We start from the raw sequence: 15,716 nt of genomic DNA, 5'->3' as shown, positions 1-15,716 counted from the left end.
GCACAACGTTTTCCCATTCATTCCGTCTCGAACTCCGAGACACCTTTCTCAACCCTGGCAGGGAGCGTGGCCGCAAGCGGTCGCCTCCGTTGTCCAACGAAGGCGGCGTCCATGAACACCACGGTCAACGGCTACACAGCCTCTCTCAGCATCACCATCGGGCGCTCCCAGCCCGGCAAGACGGCGGGCAACACGGCCGCGCAGACCAAGGAGGCCGCGGCAGCCCTGGCGAAATACATGCACCAGAACGGCATCGAAGCGCAGACGCCGAATGGGCTCTACGGGCTGGCCCGCAACACCTCGGGCCAAACGCCCGAGGACGTCTCGGAAGCGGCGAATTTCATGCTGACCCACCCGGATGTCTACGCGCTGCTGGACCCTTCCGGCGGTGACGGTACCGCGGACGTCTCCAGTTTCGACTTCGCGGCGCGCGGCGGCTACGACGCGCAACTGCAGGACAGCACGCCAGAGAGCGCGGTCCCCATGAACGAGCAGGCCGCCTCCGGCGCCATCGCGGCCTTCATGCGGCAAAACCATGTGCCCTCCATCGACCCCAACACGCTTTTCCAACTGGCCAAACGGCCCAACAGCGACACCTCGCCCACCGTCTCGGCGGCGGCGAAGTTCATGCTCCAGAACCCCGAGTCCTATCGCCAGATCGAGACGAACGACGGGGGCGCAGCCGACGGCCTGTCGGAATCGGACGACTTCGAGGCGGCCGCACAGGGCGCCCTTTCAGGGCTTTCGTCGCCCCAGCCCACCGGCGGCTCCACGCTGCAGCCCCTGGCCGACCCGGAGCGTGTGGCGCCGGTGGCACCCCGCGCCCAGCAACGGTCCGCCCCTGCCGAGCCGCCCATGGACGCGCGGGATGCCTCCCGCATCCTGGCGGATCACATGCTCCAGGGGAACGCGTCGCCGCTGGCACGCCTGTTCAAGCCCCAGGCGATGACGCCCGAGCGGCTGTATCAGCTGGCCGAGGGCGGAAAAGCCTCGCCCGAGGTGGCGGCGGCTGCGGAATTCATGCTCCAGAACCCCGATGTCTACCGCGCGATTGAGACCCATGACGTCCCTGGCGCGGACGGCAAATCCGGCATCGGCAACCTGCTGGCGGCCGCGCGGGGCGAGGTCCCCGGCGTGGGCGGCCAGGCCTCCAGCGCCCGCGGCGGCGTCCTGCAACTGCTGCGGCAATTGCTGGCGCAGCTCCAGGGCCAGGGCGGTCAGCCGCAGCCGGCGCAGGCCCAGCCGATGAACGGCCAGAGCGCGGCACGCGTCCTGGCCGACCACATGGTGCAGGAAGCCGGTGGCGCGCTCCACCTCTTCGGCAAGCGCTTTCTGCCCAAGACCCAGCCCATGACGCCGGACCGCCTGTACCAGTTGAGCCAGGGACAGGGCCAGGTGGCCGAAGCCGCGAAATACATGCTCCAGCACCCCGACACCTACCGCGCGATCGAAACGCGCGACGTGCCCGGTGCCGACGGCAAGTCCGGCCTGGGCAACCTGCTGGCCGCCGCCCGCGGCGAGATCCCTGCCGTGAAGGGCGCAACGGACTCCCTGGACAGCCTGCAAAAGCTGCTGCAGCAACTGCTGAAGCTGCTGAAGGCGCACGCGGAGCCAAGCCCACCGCTGGATGGCCAGAGCGCGGCACGCGTCCTGGCTAACCACATGGTGCAGGAAGCCGGTGGCGCGCTCCACCTCTTCGGCAAGCGCTTTCTGCCCAAGACCCAGCCCATGACCCCGGACCGCCTGTACCAGCTGAGCCAGGGACAGGGCCAGGTGGCCGAAGCCGCGAAGTACATGCTCCAGCACCCCGACACCTACCGCGCGATCGAAACGCGCGACGTGCCCGGTGCCGACGGCAAGTCCGGCCTGGGCAACCTGCTGGCCGCCGCCCGCGGCGAGATCCCCGGTGTTCCGGGCCGGGCCGGCGGTTCCGCACAGGCCCTCCTGCCACTGCTCCAACTGCTGGTGCAATTGCTCAAGGCCACCTCGAACACCCGGCCGCCACTGGATGGCCAGAGCGCTGCGCACACACTGGCCGATCTGCTGCTGCAGCAAGGCGGCGCGATGACGCCCGACCGCCTTTACCAGCTGAGCCAGGGCCAAGGCGAGGTCGCCGACGCCGCGAAGTTCATGCTCAAGAACCCCGACGTCTACCGTGCCATCGAGACGCACGACGTGCCAGGCGCCGACGGCAAGTCCGGCCTGGGCAACCTGTTGGCGGCCGCGCGCGGCGAGATCCCTGGCGTCGAAGGCGGCTCGGCGCAACGCACCGCAGGCGCGAGCCGCTCCGTGCTCGATGCGCTGCTGCAACTCCTGCAGTTGCTCACGGGCCAGGGGACCGCGCAGTCCAACGGCGCTTCACGGCCCACCCGGCCCGTGCAGCCATCGCCGCTGGACGGGCAAGGCGCCGCGCGCATCCTGGCCGATCACATGCTGGAATGCCACTCCGGACTGCTGGCGAAGGCCTTCGGCGGCAAGGACATGACACCGGACCGCCTCTACCAGCTCGCCGAGAGCGGCAAGGCACCGCCCCAAGTCGCCGCAGCCGCGAAGTTCATGCTCCAGAACCCCGACACCTACAAGGCCATCGAAACCCACGATGTGCCTGGCGCGGATGGCAGATCGGGTGTCGGCAATCTGCTGGCCGCCGCGCGCGGCGAAGTGCCTGGCGTGGGTGGCACGCCGGCTTCGAGCGCCGGCATTCTCCAGTTGCTGGCCCAGGTGCTTCAGGGCCTTCAGTCCCGTGAGCAGCAGCGCATCGTGCAGATCGAGCTGCGGGTGAGCGTGAGCGTCCAGGTCTCCGTGAAGGCCTGATCGACCCCTCGAAGACGCAATGGGGACGATGGCCTGGGCAATGCCCCAGGCCATCGTCCTTTTTTCTTGCCCGCCGCTGCCGAGCGAACGAAAAAAAGGGCCGGCGATCATGTCGCGGCCCTCGTGGAAATCAGGGAAATCAGCGGGTGGCGGGATACCTGTCCAGCACCTTGCGCACGTAATCCTGCGTCTCGCGAAAAGGGGGAATCTTGTAGCCGTGCCGCACGACCGCCCCCTCGCCCGCGTTGTAAGCGGCCAGGACCAGTTCGGTCTGGCCACTGAACTTGTCGGCCAGAAAGCGCAGATAGCGCACCCCGGTCTCGACATTGACGGCGGGCGTGAACAGGTCGGCGGAGGACGGCGCGCCAAAGCGCGCGGCCGTGGCCGGCATCAGCTGCATCAAGCCCAGCGCGCCCTTGGGAGACCGTGCGTTGGGCGCGTAGGCCGACTCCACCTCGATCACGGCCTGGACCAGGTGCGGGTCGATGGCATGGCGGGTGGCGGCCGACTCGATCACTGGCCACAGCGCTTCGTGGCGCCAACGGGGCGTCACCATCGCCGTGGGCCAGACCGCGCCGGACGGCACGGCACCAGCAGTGCGTGGGGCACGGATCACGCGCACGCTCGCCACGGCGGCCGCGCTGGCCACGGGATCGTCCACGTCTGCCGGGTCGGCCGGCGGGTCGGGCAGCTCGACCGCCCGGCATTGCCCCACGATGGCCGGATAGCGCTTGGCGATGTCGAACGCCACGCGCACCGGATCGGACTCCGGCCCCTTCACCCAGCAGTCGTAGGCGATGAGTGCGTTGGCGCCACACGCCTGCAGCGCCGCCGCTGCCACCAGCGCGTGACGCTGCCAGCGCACCATCACAACAGCCCCAGGTGGCGCAGCACCGGGGCACGGCTGGCAAAGAAGCAGCGGGCGCTGTGCGCCAGGCGTTCGGCAGGCATCTGGCCCTCGCCCTCGCCTTCGAACCGGGCCTGCATGGCCTGGACCATTTCGTCCGCGGTCTGCGCGCCCTGGCAGGCGGCACGGATCTGCGCCATGGCAAGCGGAGACCAGCCCATGGCCTGGCCGCTGGCGGCGCAGGACAGGTAATGCAGTCCATCGTCGTCCGGCCGCTGCATGACCGCCTTGTTGAAGCGCTGCACCGATTCCCGGGCGCTCTCGCGCAGTGCCACGGGCAGCGCGGGATGCACTTGGGCTTCGTTTTCCAGCAGCATCAGGGCGTCGACGATGAAATCCGCGCCCAGCGATGCCAGCTCGGGCCGGCGGGCCAGTTCGCGGGCGGTGGCGGGGCCTTCTGCCAGCGCGTCCAGCAGGCGCAGGGCAGTGGCGCCGTCCACATGGTCGGCGGCGGCATCGGACAACGGGCTCTCCCGGGTTTCGCTGCGCGCGGTGGCCAGGATCCAGGTCCTGTCCAGGCGGAACTGCGCATGCTGCTGCGCGCTGGCCTGGGGGGCGCCACGGGTGTACAGATCCCAACGGAAGGACCGGTTCACCGCGAAGTCGCGCAGGGTCTCCCGCAGCACCGGGTCATCGACCCTCCGCAGCAACTCCCGCGTGGCCGGGGGCAGGATGGCCGCATCCACCTGCTGGGACAGCACCGCGGGCGCTGCGAACTCCAGCCCCGCCTCGGCCATCTCGGCGGCGACCTGGTGAAAGTGCATGGGGTGCCAGTCGGGATTGAAATACTCGTGCGCAGCGTAGTGCGGATCGAGCCGCCGCAGCCCGTACAGACGGGCCTGCACCGAGAGGTCGTCCGAGAAATAGGCGGGGTTCACCTTGGCGAAATCGTCGAGGAAATCCAGCGTTTGCGACAACCGCTCGATCGGCGTTGCGCTGACTGGAACCTGGCGCAATCCATGCAGGTTCACCAGTTCGCGCAGCGGCATCTGCGCGGCCCAGCCGGGCAGTGCGTTGTGGCTCACGAAGACGACGCCTCCCGGGCGCAGCCGCTCGGCGATGAAACGCATCACCACCTTGCGCAGCGGCGGCGAGATCCAGGAATACACGCCGTGCATGGAGATGATGTCCATGGGCGGCAGGTCACGATCGAGCAAGGTCTCGAAGGCGTCTTCGAACACCTCCACGTTCGACAGCCCCGCGTCCCTGGCCAGTTCGTTGGCATAGGCGACGTGATGGGGGTTGAAGTCGTTGCCGTAAAAGCGCATGTGCGGAAAGCAAGCCGCATGCGCCACCAGCGGCAGGCCGAACCCCATGCCCAGCTCGAAGCAGTTCAGGGGGGCTGACAGATCGGGGCCGCACACGCCTCGGGACTCCAGGGCCACGCTCATCTGCGCGGGCGAGAGGGCGCGGTAGTAGCCGCGGGTATAGGGTTCGCTGCGCACGTCGAGCACGGCGGGCTGGGGTGATTTCATCGGTCTTCCTCTGAGCGTTGGGACGGTGACAGGGCGTGTGCACCTTCGCTTTCGCGAAAGGCACCAAAAGCTGCGCCCATTGCAGCCGCAACGCGCAGCCAGGCCGGTCCAACAGTCGAAACGATGGCCGGAAAGGCGAAGCAGAGGCGTCATGTCGTCCCCTGCCCCAACCCATGCCGCGCATGCCGACGCCCCTGCGGCACCCTTCCCGGCGGGACTGGGTACGGGCCCTGAAACCACCGGAATCAAGGCCTTCGCGCCGCGGGCCGTGTCTTCGCCTGCGGTGCCGCGACGGCGGTGGCCCCCACCTACTCTTCGTTTGCCAGCCAACGAACCGGAGTACTGCGTTGAAGTCCACCGTCCCCATCTCTCGCAAGCCATCCGCCACCCCGGCCTGCGGCATGGGAGCCGTTCAGCGCGACACCCTCGCCGCCGTGCTGCTTGCCCTGTCTCTCACCGGGTCCGCTTTCGCACAGCCCTCCATGGGCTACATGAAAATGTCCCATCAGCTGGGCAGCCTCTCCAGCATTTCCGCCTCCGCCAGCCCCTTCGCCGCTCCGGCGACGGACCGGGCGCAGGGCGATGCCGCCGTGGCCACCCGGCCCGTCGCGATGCCATCGGCCCGGGCCACATCGCTGTCGGCCGCGCAGCCCCTGCCCCTGCCCCCCAGCGCCATAGAAGCAGCGGCCTGGGAGAAGGGCCGATTCGTCTACCGGGCGGAGAACAAGCGGATCGCGGACGTGCTGCAGGATTTCGCCGCCAGCCGCGGCACCCCCGCCATCGTGGCCGATGGCGTGGACGGCGTGGTGAACGCCAACTTCGATCTCAAGCCGCGCGAATTCCTTGACAGCGTCTCCCGGGCCTACAACCTGCTGTGGTATCACGACGGCTCGGCGCTGTACTTCTATCCGGGCCGCTCCATGCAAAGCCGCATGTTCCGGCTCAAGGGTTTCAACCGGGAACAGGTGGCGGAGCTGCTGCAGTCGTTCGACCTGGGCGACAAGCGCTACCCCATCCGGTTCAACGAGGCCAGCAGCACGCTGTATGCGTCCGGCCCACCCCGGCATCTGGAACTGGTGAGTTCGGCCCTCGAAGCGCTCGACGCGGGCGTGACCGACAACAACGCTCGCACGGCGCGCGTCTTCTCGCTCCAATTCGCCTCTGCAGGCGACCGGGCCGTGGGCAACACCACCGTGCCGGGCGTGGCCACCATGCTGCGCAAGCTCTACGGTGAGCGCGAAAAGGAAGGCGCCAGCATCGCCCCCCTGGTGCGGATGATGGACAAGGACAACGACAACACGCGCAAGAAACTCGGCGCGTACATCCCCCTGCCTTCGGCCAACCAGTTCCTGCCGCCGCTGCCGCGCGCCACCAACCAGGACGCCAGCACGCCGGCCTCCGACCTGCGGCCGCTCACGCCCCCTGCGAAAAACCCGGAAGAAGACAACCAACCGCGTTTCGAAGCCGACGAAGGCACGAACTCGGTCGTGGTTTTCGGGCGCGCCGACCGCATGGCGGAGTTCGAGACCCTGATCCGCCGCCTCGACCAGAAACCCCAGCTCGTCGAACTGGAGGCCACGATCATCGAGGTCAATTCCGACAGTGTGGACGCGCTGGGCGTGAACTGGACCTTGCGCGGCAGTGACACCAATATCAGCATGAACCTGTCCAACAGCCTCATGCCTGCCGCAGCGCTGGGCACGATCGTGGCCGACGCGGGACGCCATCTGCTGGCCCGCGTCAATGCCCTGCAGGGCGAAGGCAAGGCCCGCGTCCTGTCCAAGCCGTCCGTCATGGGCGTGGCCAACCGGACCGCGGTCATGCGCGAAAAACGCGTGGCCACCGTGCGGGTGGCCGGCAATCTGGAAGCCAACCTGTTCCAGATCGAGGCCGGCACGCTGCTGGAGATGACGCCGCAGGTCACCCGCATGGATGGCAGCAACAACATCAAGCTCACGCTCTACATCGAAGACGGAGCGTTCGAGACGAACGTGGTGGACCAGGTCCCCATCGTGAAGAAAACCGAGATCCGCACCGAAGCCCATGTGCGCGAGGGCGAGAGCCTGCTCATCGGGGGCATCACCGTGGAATCGGAGCAGTCCCAGAACAACGCCGTTCCCGGACTTTCCAAGCTGCCGCTCGTGGGCGGGGCATTTCGCAACAACGAGCGCCAGACGCAGCGCACCGAGCGGCTTTTCCTCATCACGCCGCGCCTTCTCAACGCCGCCTCGCCTGCTCCTGTCGCCTTCTTGAATGAGGTTCGCAAGCCATGAAGCAGCTTCGCATACTGACCGGCCAGCATGCCGGCGCACAGATAAATTTGACCTCAACGCGCTACCTGATCAGCGCGGAAGACGCAGCAGATATCCAGCTCACCGACTGGACTTCGGATGCGATGTTGATCGAAGCGGGAGAGGACGGAATGATTCAGTTCGCGCTGTCGCCACAAGGCCCTGCGCCGGCATGGCTGCCCATGGAGGACTTCACGCCCCATCGCATGGGTGACATCGTGCTGTGCACCGGCCCCGGCAACGCCACCTGGCCCGCCAGCGTCGATCTGATCGCCCGTCTCAACCAGGTACCCGTGGTGGCGCCCCACAGCCGCAAGATGTCGCCCATGATCCTTTCGGCGGTGGTGGGAACCGCGCTCATGACTGCGGCGTTGAGCGCGGCCGTCGCGCCGTTGACCCCCTCCAAGAAGGATCGCCCCGCCACCGACTCCGTTGCCCGCGAGGCGGTGCCCAAGGAACCGCTCCTGGTGCGGGTTCAGCGCGCCCTGGCGACAGCTCCGGTCTCCGGGCTGGAGGTGGTGGCCCAGGCGGATGGCGTCGTCGTGCGCGGCCTGCTGGCCGAAGCTTCGGATGCGGACACCGTTCGCCAACTGCTGGCGCCTTTCAAATCGGAACGCATCGTGCACGCCTATGCGACGAGCAACGAAGTGGAGCAAAGCATCGCCGACGCGATTGCACGCCCGGGCATTCGCGTCCATCACCTGGGCGAAGGGCGCTTCAACGTCACCGGAGACACACAGAACCTGTCGGCGCTCAAGGACAGCGCCACGCGCATCGCGTCCGACCTGGCACCGCTGGTCAAGCGGATCGACGTGAGCGCGGCAGAACTTCCCCCTGCAGGCGTCAAGCGCATGAGCGCGCTGATGAACGCAGGGGACCTGCAGTACGTACAGACACGCGACGGCGTGAAACACCTCTCGCCACCGAATGCAGAGAGCCTGGCCGCCAACGACTGGTCGGTTTCCCGTTAACCCTTCACCCAACGAACGCCAACACCATGACTGCTTCCAACGAATCCATCATCTTCAGCGACCTCGCCAACCTGGACCAGGCGCTCACCGAGGACAAGAGTGGCGACCGTGCGCGGGCCATGATCCGCTACTTCGCGGAGATCGCGGATGAGAGCAGCGCCATGCTGAAGTCCACCCAGGTGGACGCCGAGCGCCAGCTCGTCACGCAGCTGATCCAGGCGTTCTACGCATCGCAGCGCGTGATCCAGCGGATCTGGGAAACCCTGCACGGCACCACCCTGGCCGTCTGAGACACAAGGAGCCCCTCCATGCTGGTCCTCGAAGCACCCACCGCGGCCAAGAGCGCATATCCGGTGATCTACCGCAATCTCATGACCGTGGGCTTGCTGGGCACGATCTACCGGGTGGGCGAAGACGCGCAAACCATCCACTCCACCGTCGAGATGACGCTCGAAGACACCCACGGCTATTCGCTGTACCGCACCGTCGCCATGGCGATGGCCGGCCAGCTGGGCGAAGCGCGGGAGGCCCTCGCAGCGCGCATCGAGGAAGAGCCTCAGAACGGCGAGAACAAGATCGCCATGGCCGTCGCGATGCTCTTTGGCGGCGACAGGGGGTGGCGCTACTGGATCGACAACGTGCTGGCCACCCACGCAGACCAGGAGGTGCGCGAAGCCGCCTTCGGAGTGCTGAAGTACGTGGGCCAGCAAGGCCGGGGGGCCTCCCTGCACTGAACCGAAATTGGCACGGCGGCATCCGGCCGTCATGCCTCACCGAATGGAGGCCGCGCGGTGTGGCCTTCAGCAACGCGGAATGTTCCGCACTTCACCTGGGATTCAAACATGTCCACGAACAAAGCAGATGGCGATACCCGTGCCCTGATGGGCCGCATGCAACAGCAGCAAGACAACCAGAACGCCATGACGGCCCTGCAAGCCGAGCTGAGCGAGCAGCAAGGTAAGAACGCTGTCATCTCCAACATGGCCGATGCGTTCCAAAAGAACTCCAAGGCCCTGTCGGACAAGCAAGCGCAAGGCGCGGGCTAAAGCGGCATCGCGCCATGGGCCCAGGCGCTCATGGTGCTGCACTTTCTCATTTCCAACGTTCAACTTTTCAAGGAGTCCAATCATGTCGACGAACAAAGCCGATGGCGATACCCGTGCCCTGATGAGCCGCATGCAACAGCAGCAAGACAACCAGAACGCCATGACGGCCCTGCAAGCCGAGCTGAGCGAGCAGCAAGGTAAGAACGCCGTCATCTCCAACATGGCCGATGCGTTCCAGAAGAACTCCAAGGCCCTGTCGGACAAGCAAGCGCAAGGCGCGGGCTAAAGCGGCATCGCGCCATGGGCCCAGGCGCTCATGGTGCTGCACTTTCTCTTTTCCAACGTTCAACTTTTCAAGGAATCCAATCATGTCGACGAACAAAGCCGATGGCGACACCCGTGCCCTGATGAGCCGCATGCAACAGCAGCAGGACAACCAGAACGCCATGACGGCCCTGCAAGCCGAGCTGAGCGAGCAGCAAGGTAAGAACGCCGTCATCTCCAACATGGCCGATGCGTTCCAAAAGAACTCCAAGGCCTTGTCGGACAAACAAGCGCAAGGCGCGGGCTGATGCTGCATCGCGCCATGGGCCGCACCGCTCATGGCGCAGCAAAGCCTTTTACTTTTTCCCTCACAGGAGAGCCCCCATGGTCAACAAAGCAGATGGCGACACCAAGGCCCTGATGGCCCGCATGCAGCAGCAGCAGGACAACCAGAACGCCATGACGGAACTGCAAGCCAAGCTGAGCGAGAGGCAAGGCCGCAACTCCGTCATCTCCAACATGGCCGACGCGTTCCAGAAAAGCTCCAAGAGCATGACGGACAAGCTTGCGCAGGCTGCGGGATGAAGCGATCGGATCCTCTTTGGATCCAAGGCGTTTCCCCCGCGCATGGATTGCAAGCCTGCCCGCAGCCGCCGCAGGCCATGCCACCTTTCATCACCACGATCGTGACCCTTCTGGCTTGCGCTTCGTACGTCGTACTGGTGAGCGCCGAGGCGGACCATCGACCGACGCCGGCGCAGGGCTGTACGCGAGCCCAGGCCGTCTATGCAGAAGAAACAGGAGTGTTTTTATGAATCCGAAATTTGAGCGCAAGGAATTCGTTACCGCGCTGATCAAACTGGTCTATCGGACCATCGCCCAGGGCATGAACGACGAGGCGTCGGACATCCTTGCCGGAATCCGCACGCTGCGCCCCAAGGTGGCGGAGCTGGACATGATCGATGGCTGGATTTCCTTCCGGCGCGGCGCCTACCGCGAATGCATCCAGCTCGTGCGCACCCTGGAGAACCACCCGGAACAGTGGGGTTCCGCGAAAGCCATGATCGCCAACTGCCAATACATGCTGGGCGATCGCGGCTGGGAGATGACGCTGAACGAGCTGGAGCAAGGCAACGCCGGCCCGGACGCACTCGAACTGGTCAGCGGCCTGGTCATCAACCGGGCCAGGGCCGCGGGCACGTTCCAGGAAACCACCGAGGCCCCCAAACCCGCCGAGGCTGCCAGCGTTTCCGCGTTCCAGATGCCTTTCATGTTCATGCGCGCCTGACACCCCTTCATTTCCGGAGAATCCATCATGGACCCCATCGGCAGCATTGGCGCGGCATCCAGTTCCCTCATCGTCGATCAGGCGTCCAGCCCCTCGATGAACATGAGCGCTGTCGCGGAGAAATTCGCTCGCATGATGAAGGACACGCCCCCACTGTCCTCCGTGGAGAGCGAGAGCCCGTCCACGCTGGGCAAGATGCTGATCAATCAGGACGAGTCCATCCGCAAGGAGATTCAGGACACGGCGGCGCTCATGCAGGCCGCGATCCAGCAGCCGCCCGGGGTGGACCTGACGGCGTACCAGGTCACTCTGATGTACCAGTTCGCCGGCACCCATTTCCAGGTCCAGGCGATGAGCAGCCTTGCGCAAACCGCCAAGACCGGCCTGCAAACGCTCATGCGCAACCAATAAACCCCTTTCAGCGAAGCACCCATCATGGCGCCATCCCTCTGCTCCCGCGCGGCGACCTATCGCCAGTTCGCGCGCCGCGCACTGATCCCGCTGCTACTGTTGCTGGCCCTCACCGGCTGCAAGACGGACCTCTACACCAAGCAGACGGAGACCGATGCCAACGACATGGTGGCCGCCCTGCTGGAAAGCGGCGTGCAGGTGAGCAAGGCCACCACGGATGCCGGCAAGACCTGGAATGTGCAGGTCGACCAGGACGATGTGGTGCGCTCGCTGACCGTGTTGAGGTCCTATGGCCTGCCCCGCGAGCGCCACGTCACGCTCGGCGAGATGTTCAAGAAGGAAGGCCTTATCTCCACGCCGACCGAGGAGCGGGTGCGCTTCATCTATGGTGTGGCCCAGCAGCTGGAGGCCACGCTGTCGCAGATCGACGGCGTCGTCACCGCACGGGTGCACATCGTGCTGCCCAACAACGACCCCTTGGCATCCTCGGTCAAGCCGGCCAGCGCCTCGGTCTTCATCAAGTACCGCGAGAGCGCCAACCTGGCAGGGCTGGTCGCCGGCATCAAGAACATGGTGGCACGCAGCGTCGAAGGGCTGGCCTATGAGAACGTGACCGTCACACTCGTGCCAGGCATGCCTCTGAGCCCTGCCGTGCTGAAGGAAGAGTCCAACAACAGCCTGTGGATCGGCCTGGCCGCCTTGCTGTTCGTCCTTGCCGCGGCGGGTGGATGGCTGGCCTGGAAGCGCCCCGCCTGGCTGCCAGCGCCGCTGCGGCGCAAGGAAGCCAGCGCATCGCAGCCTGCCGTGGAGGCCGCCAAACCCAACCCCGCGCCAGCCACGGCGCCCGCGGGAGCCTCGGCATGACCCCCCTCCCCGACACGGCCGACGGCCTGGGGCGGCGGCCATGAGCCGGGCCAGCCAACTTGCCTCGCTGGCGCAGGCGCTCCAGTTGCGGCTCGAAGCCCTGCACGAAGGCATGGACCCGAGCTGGCGCGCCCCGCTCGGCCTGGCGCAGTCCGCCCAGGACTGGGACCAGGGTGCCGTGGGACAGCGCATGTCCATTGCGCTGTATGAACGCAGCTGTGGCCCCCTGCCTCCCCTGCCCTCCCTGGAGCACCCTGCCAGCCGGCTTGCGCTGATGGACCGGACAAAGATGCTGTCGCGGTTGTGCGCTCTCGCCCTGATGGGCCGGCCCGGTGTGTTGCGCTGCTGCGTCGAGCGCACGTCGCGGGCCGCGCTGCAGCAATGCCTGGGGCCGGCCTACGGGGCCCTGCGAGGCCTTCAGGAAGGCACACCCGTGCCCAGTGAAGTCGCATCGTGGACACCCCTCGCATGGGCCTGGGTCGGTTACCGCGAACTGGTGCGGGAAGGCGTGTGGCCCGACCGGGGATTGCGCCGGCTGGCCCGATTGTCTCTGCCCCTGTCGCGGCAGGACGAGCCCCGCGCCCGGCATGTGCCGGCGGCACTCAGCCCGGCCCATGCCCGCCTGGAGCGGCTGGAATCGCTGTTCGAAGGCACACCATGCTGATCTGGTCCAACCCGAACCGCGCCCAGCTGCGCACCGACACCGGCATCCTCCGGGCCCATGAAATCCCCACGGTGACCGGCGTACTGGGGCTGCTGGAGAGCGTCCGGGATGAATGCGCCGCCATCCGCGAGGAAGCCCGGGCCCAGGCTCAACGCACCGCCGACGAAGCCGAACAGTCGGCCCAGACCCTGTTGCAGCAGGCGCGGCAAGAGGCCGAAGCCCTGGTGGACGAGGCACGGCGCGAGGCGGCTGCCGAGCGAGAGCTGGGCTATGCCCACGGCGAGCGCGAAGCCGCCGCGCGGTGGCACGGCCGCTTCGCGCAGCTCAAGGCCACGCATGAAGCCGCATGGCACGCCATGGGCACCCAACTGGCCGGCGTGGTCGCGCTGGCCGTCGAGCGCATCGTGCAATCCGAATCGCGCGAAGCCCTGTTCCAGCGCGCCCTGTGGACCGTGAAGGATGCGCTGCGCCAGGCAGGAACGGCCAGCCTGCGCGTTCATCCGGACGAGGCCGAGGCGGCACGCACCGCCATCGCCTCGGCCGTGCGTGGGCCGAACGAGCCCGAGGTGCGCGTCGAGACCGATGCATCGCTCGCGCTGGGCTCCTGCATCTTCGAGTCCGACATCGGCCGGCTCGACACCAGCCTCGGTGTGCAGCTCGCTGGCGTGCGCTCTGCACTGGAGCGGGCCACCCGGTTGGCGATGGCCAATGCTTCGCAGGAAGCCAGCACGCCGCCAGACCCCGAAGAGATCGAGATGGAACCTTTGCATGAGGTCCAGCTGACGTCCGCCCACGAAGCCACGGAGTGGCTGGAGGCGGACGAAGCCGAAGCCGAAGCCGAGGAAGCGGAAGCGGAAGCGGAAGCGGAAGCGGAAGCGGAAGCGGAAGCGGAAGCGGAAGCGGAAGCGGAAGCGGAAGCGGAAGCGGAGGCGGAGGCGGAGGCGGAGGCGGAGGCGGAGGCGGAGGCGGAGGCGGAGGCGGAGGCGGAGGCGGAGGCGGAGGCGGAGGCGGAGGCGGAGGCGGAGTCGGAGGCGGAGGCGGAGGCGGAGTCGGAGTCGGAGTCGGAGTCGGAGTCGGAGTCGGAGTCGGAGTCGGAGTCGGAGTCGGAGTCGGAGTCGGAGGCGGAGTCGGAGGCGGAGTCGGAGGAGCCTCTCGTAGCCGAGGACCCGCTGGACACCGAAGAGTCGGTGCCCGAGCAAACCCTGGCATCCGTTGCACCGCCTCTGGCCCAGAGGGCAAACGACTCGCCCAACTGGTTCTCATCCGCCAAGCCGTTGCACAACGACGACGATGCGGTGGACTGGCTCGAAACCCTGGACCCGATGAGCGGGACTGCCGGCGACGGCGATGACGATGACGATGACGACGAGGAAAAGCACCATGCTTGAAGTCTCCGGACTGCCCCAATGGATGGAGCAGGAAATTGCCTCCGCGACCATCGTTCGCCGCAGTGGCAAGGTCGTCGAGGTGATCGGCACCTTGATGCGCGTGACCGGCCTGGACGCCAAGCTCGGCGAGCTGTGCCATGTGCTCGATGAAAGCGGTGGCCTGCTGCAGGCCGCCGAAGTGATCGGCTTTGCCAACGGCCAGAGCATCCTGTCACCGTTCGGATCGATCCTCGGCGTGCGGGGCGGCTCGGCGGTGGTCGGCCTGGGCGAGGTGCTGTCCGTTCCTGTGGGACCCAAGCTGCTGGGCCGGGTGATCGACAGCCTGGGCCAGCCCATCGATGGCAAGGGTCCGCTCGATTGCCTCGAGCGGCGCCCGGTGTTCGCCCTTCCGCCCACGCCGATGGAGCGGGAAATGATCGAGCACCCCTTGCCCACCGGCGTGAAGGCCATCGATGCCCTGCTCACCCTGGGCGAAGGCCAGCGCATGGGCATCTTCGCGCCGGCGGGGGTTGGCAAGAGCACGTTGATGGGCATGCTGGCGCGTGGCACGGAGTGCGACATCAGCGTGATCGCGCTCATCGGCGAGCGAGGCCGCGAAGTGCGCGAATTCGTCGAGTTCATTCTGGGTGAAGAAGGCATGGCGCGGTCCGTGGTGGTGTGCGCCACCTCCGATCGGTCGTCCAGCGAACGCGCCAAGGCAGCCCATGTGGCCACCGCCGTGGCCGAGTACTACCGGGACCAGGGCTTGAAGGTACTGCTCATGATGGACTCGCTCACGCGCTTCGCCCGCGCTCAGCGGGAAATCGGCCTGGCTGCGGGCGAGCCCCCTGCGCGGCGCGGCTTCCCGCCCTCAGTGTTCGCCGAGATCCCCCGTCTGCTGGAGCGGGCCGGCATGGGTGCGGTGGGCTCGATCACGGCGCTGTATACCATTCTTTACGAGGACGAGAGCGGTGGCGACCCGATCTCCGAAGAAGTGCGAGGCATTCTGGACGGCCACATGATCCTGTCACGCAAGATCGCGGCCCGCAACCAGTACCCGGCCATCGACGTGCTGGGCAGCCTGAGCCGCGTGATGTCGCAGATCGTGCCCAAGGACCATCAGCAGGCGGGCGGACACTTTCGCCGCCTCATGGCGAAATACGACGAGATCGAACCGCTGGTGCAGATGGGGGAATACAAGCCCGGCAACGATGCGCTCGCGGACGAGGCCATGCAGAAAATGCCCCAGATCCTGGATTTCCTGAACCAGGCCACATCGGATCTCTGGGATTTCGACCGATCGGTGGGCACCTTGGCACACGTGGCCAACGGCTGACCCCACGGCCCGCCAGCC

The 15,716-nt window shown here is 66.8% G+C and carries 17 protein-coding genes; 15 read left to right on the top strand and 2 right to left on the bottom strand.

The annotated features are described in order from the left end of the window. Positions 1 to 111 precede the first annotated feature (111 nt). Positions 112 to 2,814 carry a hypothetical protein gene (locus AVME950_RS19340; protein ID WP_284431043.1) on the top strand — a complete coding sequence of 901 codons (2,703 nt, stop codon included), beginning with the start codon at positions 112 to 114 and terminating at the stop codon, positions 2,812 to 2,814. A 139-nt stretch (positions 2,815 to 2,953) separates the two neighbouring features. Here the strand turns inward: AVME950_RS19340 and AVME950_RS19335 are convergent, their stop codons facing one another. Continuing rightward, positions 2,954 to 3,682, bottom strand: a complete 729-nt coding sequence (locus tag AVME950_RS19335) for a lytic transglycosylase domain-containing protein (protein ID WP_284431042.1) — start codon at positions 3,680 to 3,682, stop codon at positions 2,954 to 2,956. After that, positions 3,682 to 5,196 (bottom strand): methyltransferase regulatory domain-containing protein, encoded by a 1,515-nt coding sequence (locus AVME950_RS19330; protein WP_284431041.1) that lies wholly within the window; start codon positions 5,194 to 5,196, stop codon positions 3,682 to 3,684. Before AVME950_RS19330 ends, AVME950_RS19335 begins: the two co-directional genes overlap by 1 nt. A gap of 347 nt (positions 5,197 to 5,543) precedes the next feature. On the opposite strand from AVME950_RS19330, the gene sctC reads away from it, so the two are divergent. The 14 genes from sctC to sctN all read left to right on the top strand — a co-directional run bounded on the left by sctC (position 5,544) and on the right by sctN (position 15,698). After that, complete coding sequence (sctC, locus tag AVME950_RS19325) at positions 5,544 to 7,469, top strand: type III secretion system outer membrane ring subunit SctC (RefSeq protein ID WP_284431040.1); 1,926 nt, start codon at positions 5,544 to 5,546, stop codon at positions 7,467 to 7,469. Continuing rightward, on the top strand, positions 7,466 to 8,458 hold the full coding sequence (locus tag AVME950_RS19320) for a secretion protein (RefSeq protein ID WP_284431039.1): 993 nt from the start codon (positions 7,466 to 7,468) through the stop codon (positions 8,456 to 8,458). The genes sctC and AVME950_RS19320 overlap by 4 nt, the downstream gene beginning before the upstream one ends. Positions 8,459 to 8,484: 26 nt before the next feature. Further along, entirely contained in the window at positions 8,485 to 8,748 is a 264-nt protein-coding gene (locus AVME950_RS19315; protein ID WP_272565616.1) for a hypothetical protein, read from the top strand. An 18-nt stretch (positions 8,749 to 8,766) separates the two neighbouring features. Further along, positions 8,767 to 9,192, top strand: coding sequence for a hypothetical protein (locus AVME950_RS19310; RefSeq protein ID WP_284431038.1), 426 nt, complete (start codon positions 8,767 to 8,769; stop codon positions 9,190 to 9,192). 108 nt (positions 9,193 to 9,300) lie between these two features. After that, the gene (locus tag AVME950_RS19305) at positions 9,301 to 9,504 is read left to right on the top strand and encodes a hypothetical protein (protein WP_284406595.1); all 204 of its coding nucleotides are present in this window, start codon (positions 9,301 to 9,303) and stop codon (positions 9,502 to 9,504) included. Positions 9,505 to 9,586: 82 nt separating this feature from the next. Beyond that, a complete protein-coding gene (locus AVME950_RS19300) occupies positions 9,587 to 9,790 on the top strand; it encodes a hypothetical protein (protein ID WP_284406596.1) in 204 nt (67 codons plus the stop codon). An 82-nt stretch (positions 9,791 to 9,872) separates the two neighbouring features. Beyond that, entirely contained in the window at positions 9,873 to 10,076 is a 204-nt protein-coding gene (locus AVME950_RS19295) for a hypothetical protein (protein WP_284406596.1), read from the top strand. A gap of 76 nt (positions 10,077 to 10,152) precedes the next feature. Next, positions 10,153 to 10,353, top strand: coding sequence for a hypothetical protein (locus AVME950_RS19290; protein WP_272565621.1), 201 nt, complete (start codon positions 10,153 to 10,155; stop codon positions 10,351 to 10,353). 226 nt (positions 10,354 to 10,579) lie between these two features. Beyond that, positions 10,580 to 11,056, top strand: a complete 477-nt coding sequence (locus AVME950_RS19285) for an HrpB1 family type III secretion system apparatus protein (RefSeq protein ID WP_284431037.1) — start codon at positions 10,580 to 10,582, stop codon at positions 11,054 to 11,056. A 27-nt stretch (positions 11,057 to 11,083) separates the two neighbouring features. Beyond that, complete coding sequence (locus AVME950_RS19280) at positions 11,084 to 11,467, top strand: type III secretion protein (RefSeq protein ID WP_284431036.1); 384 nt, start codon at positions 11,084 to 11,086, stop codon at positions 11,465 to 11,467. A 24-nt stretch (positions 11,468 to 11,491) separates the two neighbouring features. Beyond that, positions 11,492 to 12,331: a type III secretion system inner membrane ring lipoprotein SctJ gene (sctJ, locus tag AVME950_RS19275; RefSeq protein WP_284431035.1), complete on the top strand. Its 840-nt coding sequence runs from the start codon at positions 11,492 to 11,494 to the stop codon at positions 12,329 to 12,331. Positions 12,332 to 12,371: 40 nt separating this feature from the next. Continuing rightward, positions 12,372 to 12,995 carry a type III secretion protein HrpB4 gene (locus AVME950_RS19270; RefSeq protein WP_284406598.1) on the top strand — a complete coding sequence of 208 codons (624 nt, stop codon included), beginning with the start codon at positions 12,372 to 12,374 and terminating at the stop codon, positions 12,993 to 12,995. Continuing rightward, positions 12,989 to 14,383, top strand: coding sequence for a type III secretion system stator protein SctL (gene sctL / locus AVME950_RS19265; protein WP_284431034.1), 1,395 nt, complete (start codon positions 12,989 to 12,991; stop codon positions 14,381 to 14,383). The genes AVME950_RS19270 and sctL overlap by 7 nt, the downstream gene beginning before the upstream one ends. Further along, positions 14,376 to 15,698, top strand: coding sequence for a type III secretion system ATPase SctN (gene sctN / locus AVME950_RS19260; protein WP_284406600.1), 1,323 nt, complete (start codon positions 14,376 to 14,378; stop codon positions 15,696 to 15,698). The genes sctL and sctN overlap by 8 nt, the downstream gene beginning before the upstream one ends. The last annotated feature ends 18 nt before the right edge of the window (positions 15,699 to 15,716 follow it).

Source organism: Acidovorax sp. SUPP950 (assembly GCF_030158935.1).
Classification (GTDB): Bacteria; Pseudomonadota; Gammaproteobacteria; order Burkholderiales; family Burkholderiaceae_C; genus Paracidovorax.
This window is presented reverse-complemented; position numbering and strand designations above follow the sequence as displayed.

Bases quoted from the DNA above. Each gene is read 5' to 3' on its own strand.
- AVME950_RS19340 (WP_284431043.1), top strand. From the start codon at position 112: ATGAACACCACGGTCAACGGCTACACAGCCTCTCTCAGCATCACCATC.
- AVME950_RS19335 (WP_284431042.1), bottom strand. From the start codon at position 3,682: ATGGTGCGCTGGCAGCGTCACGCGCTGGTGGCAGCGGCGGCGCTGCAG.
- AVME950_RS19330 (WP_284431041.1), bottom strand. From the start codon at position 5,196: ATGAAATCACCCCAGCCCGCCGTGCTCGACGTGCGCAGCGAACCCTAT.
- AVME950_RS19320 (WP_284431039.1), top strand. From the start codon at position 7,466: ATGAAGCAGCTTCGCATACTGACCGGCCAGCATGCCGGCGCACAGATA.
- AVME950_RS19315 (WP_272565616.1), top strand. From the start codon at position 8,485: ATGACTGCTTCCAACGAATCCATCATCTTCAGCGACCTCGCCAACCTG.
- AVME950_RS19310 (WP_284431038.1), top strand. From the start codon at position 8,767: ATGCTGGTCCTCGAAGCACCCACCGCGGCCAAGAGCGCATATCCGGTG.
- AVME950_RS19305 (WP_284406595.1), top strand. From the start codon at position 9,301: ATGTCCACGAACAAAGCAGATGGCGATACCCGTGCCCTGATGGGCCGC.
- AVME950_RS19300 (WP_284406596.1), top strand. From the start codon at position 9,587: ATGTCGACGAACAAAGCCGATGGCGATACCCGTGCCCTGATGAGCCGC.
- AVME950_RS19295 (WP_284406596.1), top strand. From the start codon at position 9,873: ATGTCGACGAACAAAGCCGATGGCGACACCCGTGCCCTGATGAGCCGC.
- AVME950_RS19290 (WP_272565621.1), top strand. From the start codon at position 10,153: ATGGTCAACAAAGCAGATGGCGACACCAAGGCCCTGATGGCCCGCATG.
- AVME950_RS19285 (WP_284431037.1), top strand. From the start codon at position 10,580: ATGAATCCGAAATTTGAGCGCAAGGAATTCGTTACCGCGCTGATCAAA.
- AVME950_RS19280 (WP_284431036.1), top strand. From the start codon at position 11,084: ATGGACCCCATCGGCAGCATTGGCGCGGCATCCAGTTCCCTCATCGTC.
- sctJ (WP_284431035.1), top strand. From the start codon at position 11,492: ATGGCGCCATCCCTCTGCTCCCGCGCGGCGACCTATCGCCAGTTCGCG.
- AVME950_RS19270 (WP_284406598.1), top strand. From the start codon at position 12,372: ATGAGCCGGGCCAGCCAACTTGCCTCGCTGGCGCAGGCGCTCCAGTTG.
- sctL (WP_284431034.1), top strand. From the start codon at position 12,989: ATGCTGATCTGGTCCAACCCGAACCGCGCCCAGCTGCGCACCGACACC.
- sctN (WP_284406600.1), top strand. From the start codon at position 14,376: ATGCTTGAAGTCTCCGGACTGCCCCAATGGATGGAGCAGGAAATTGCC.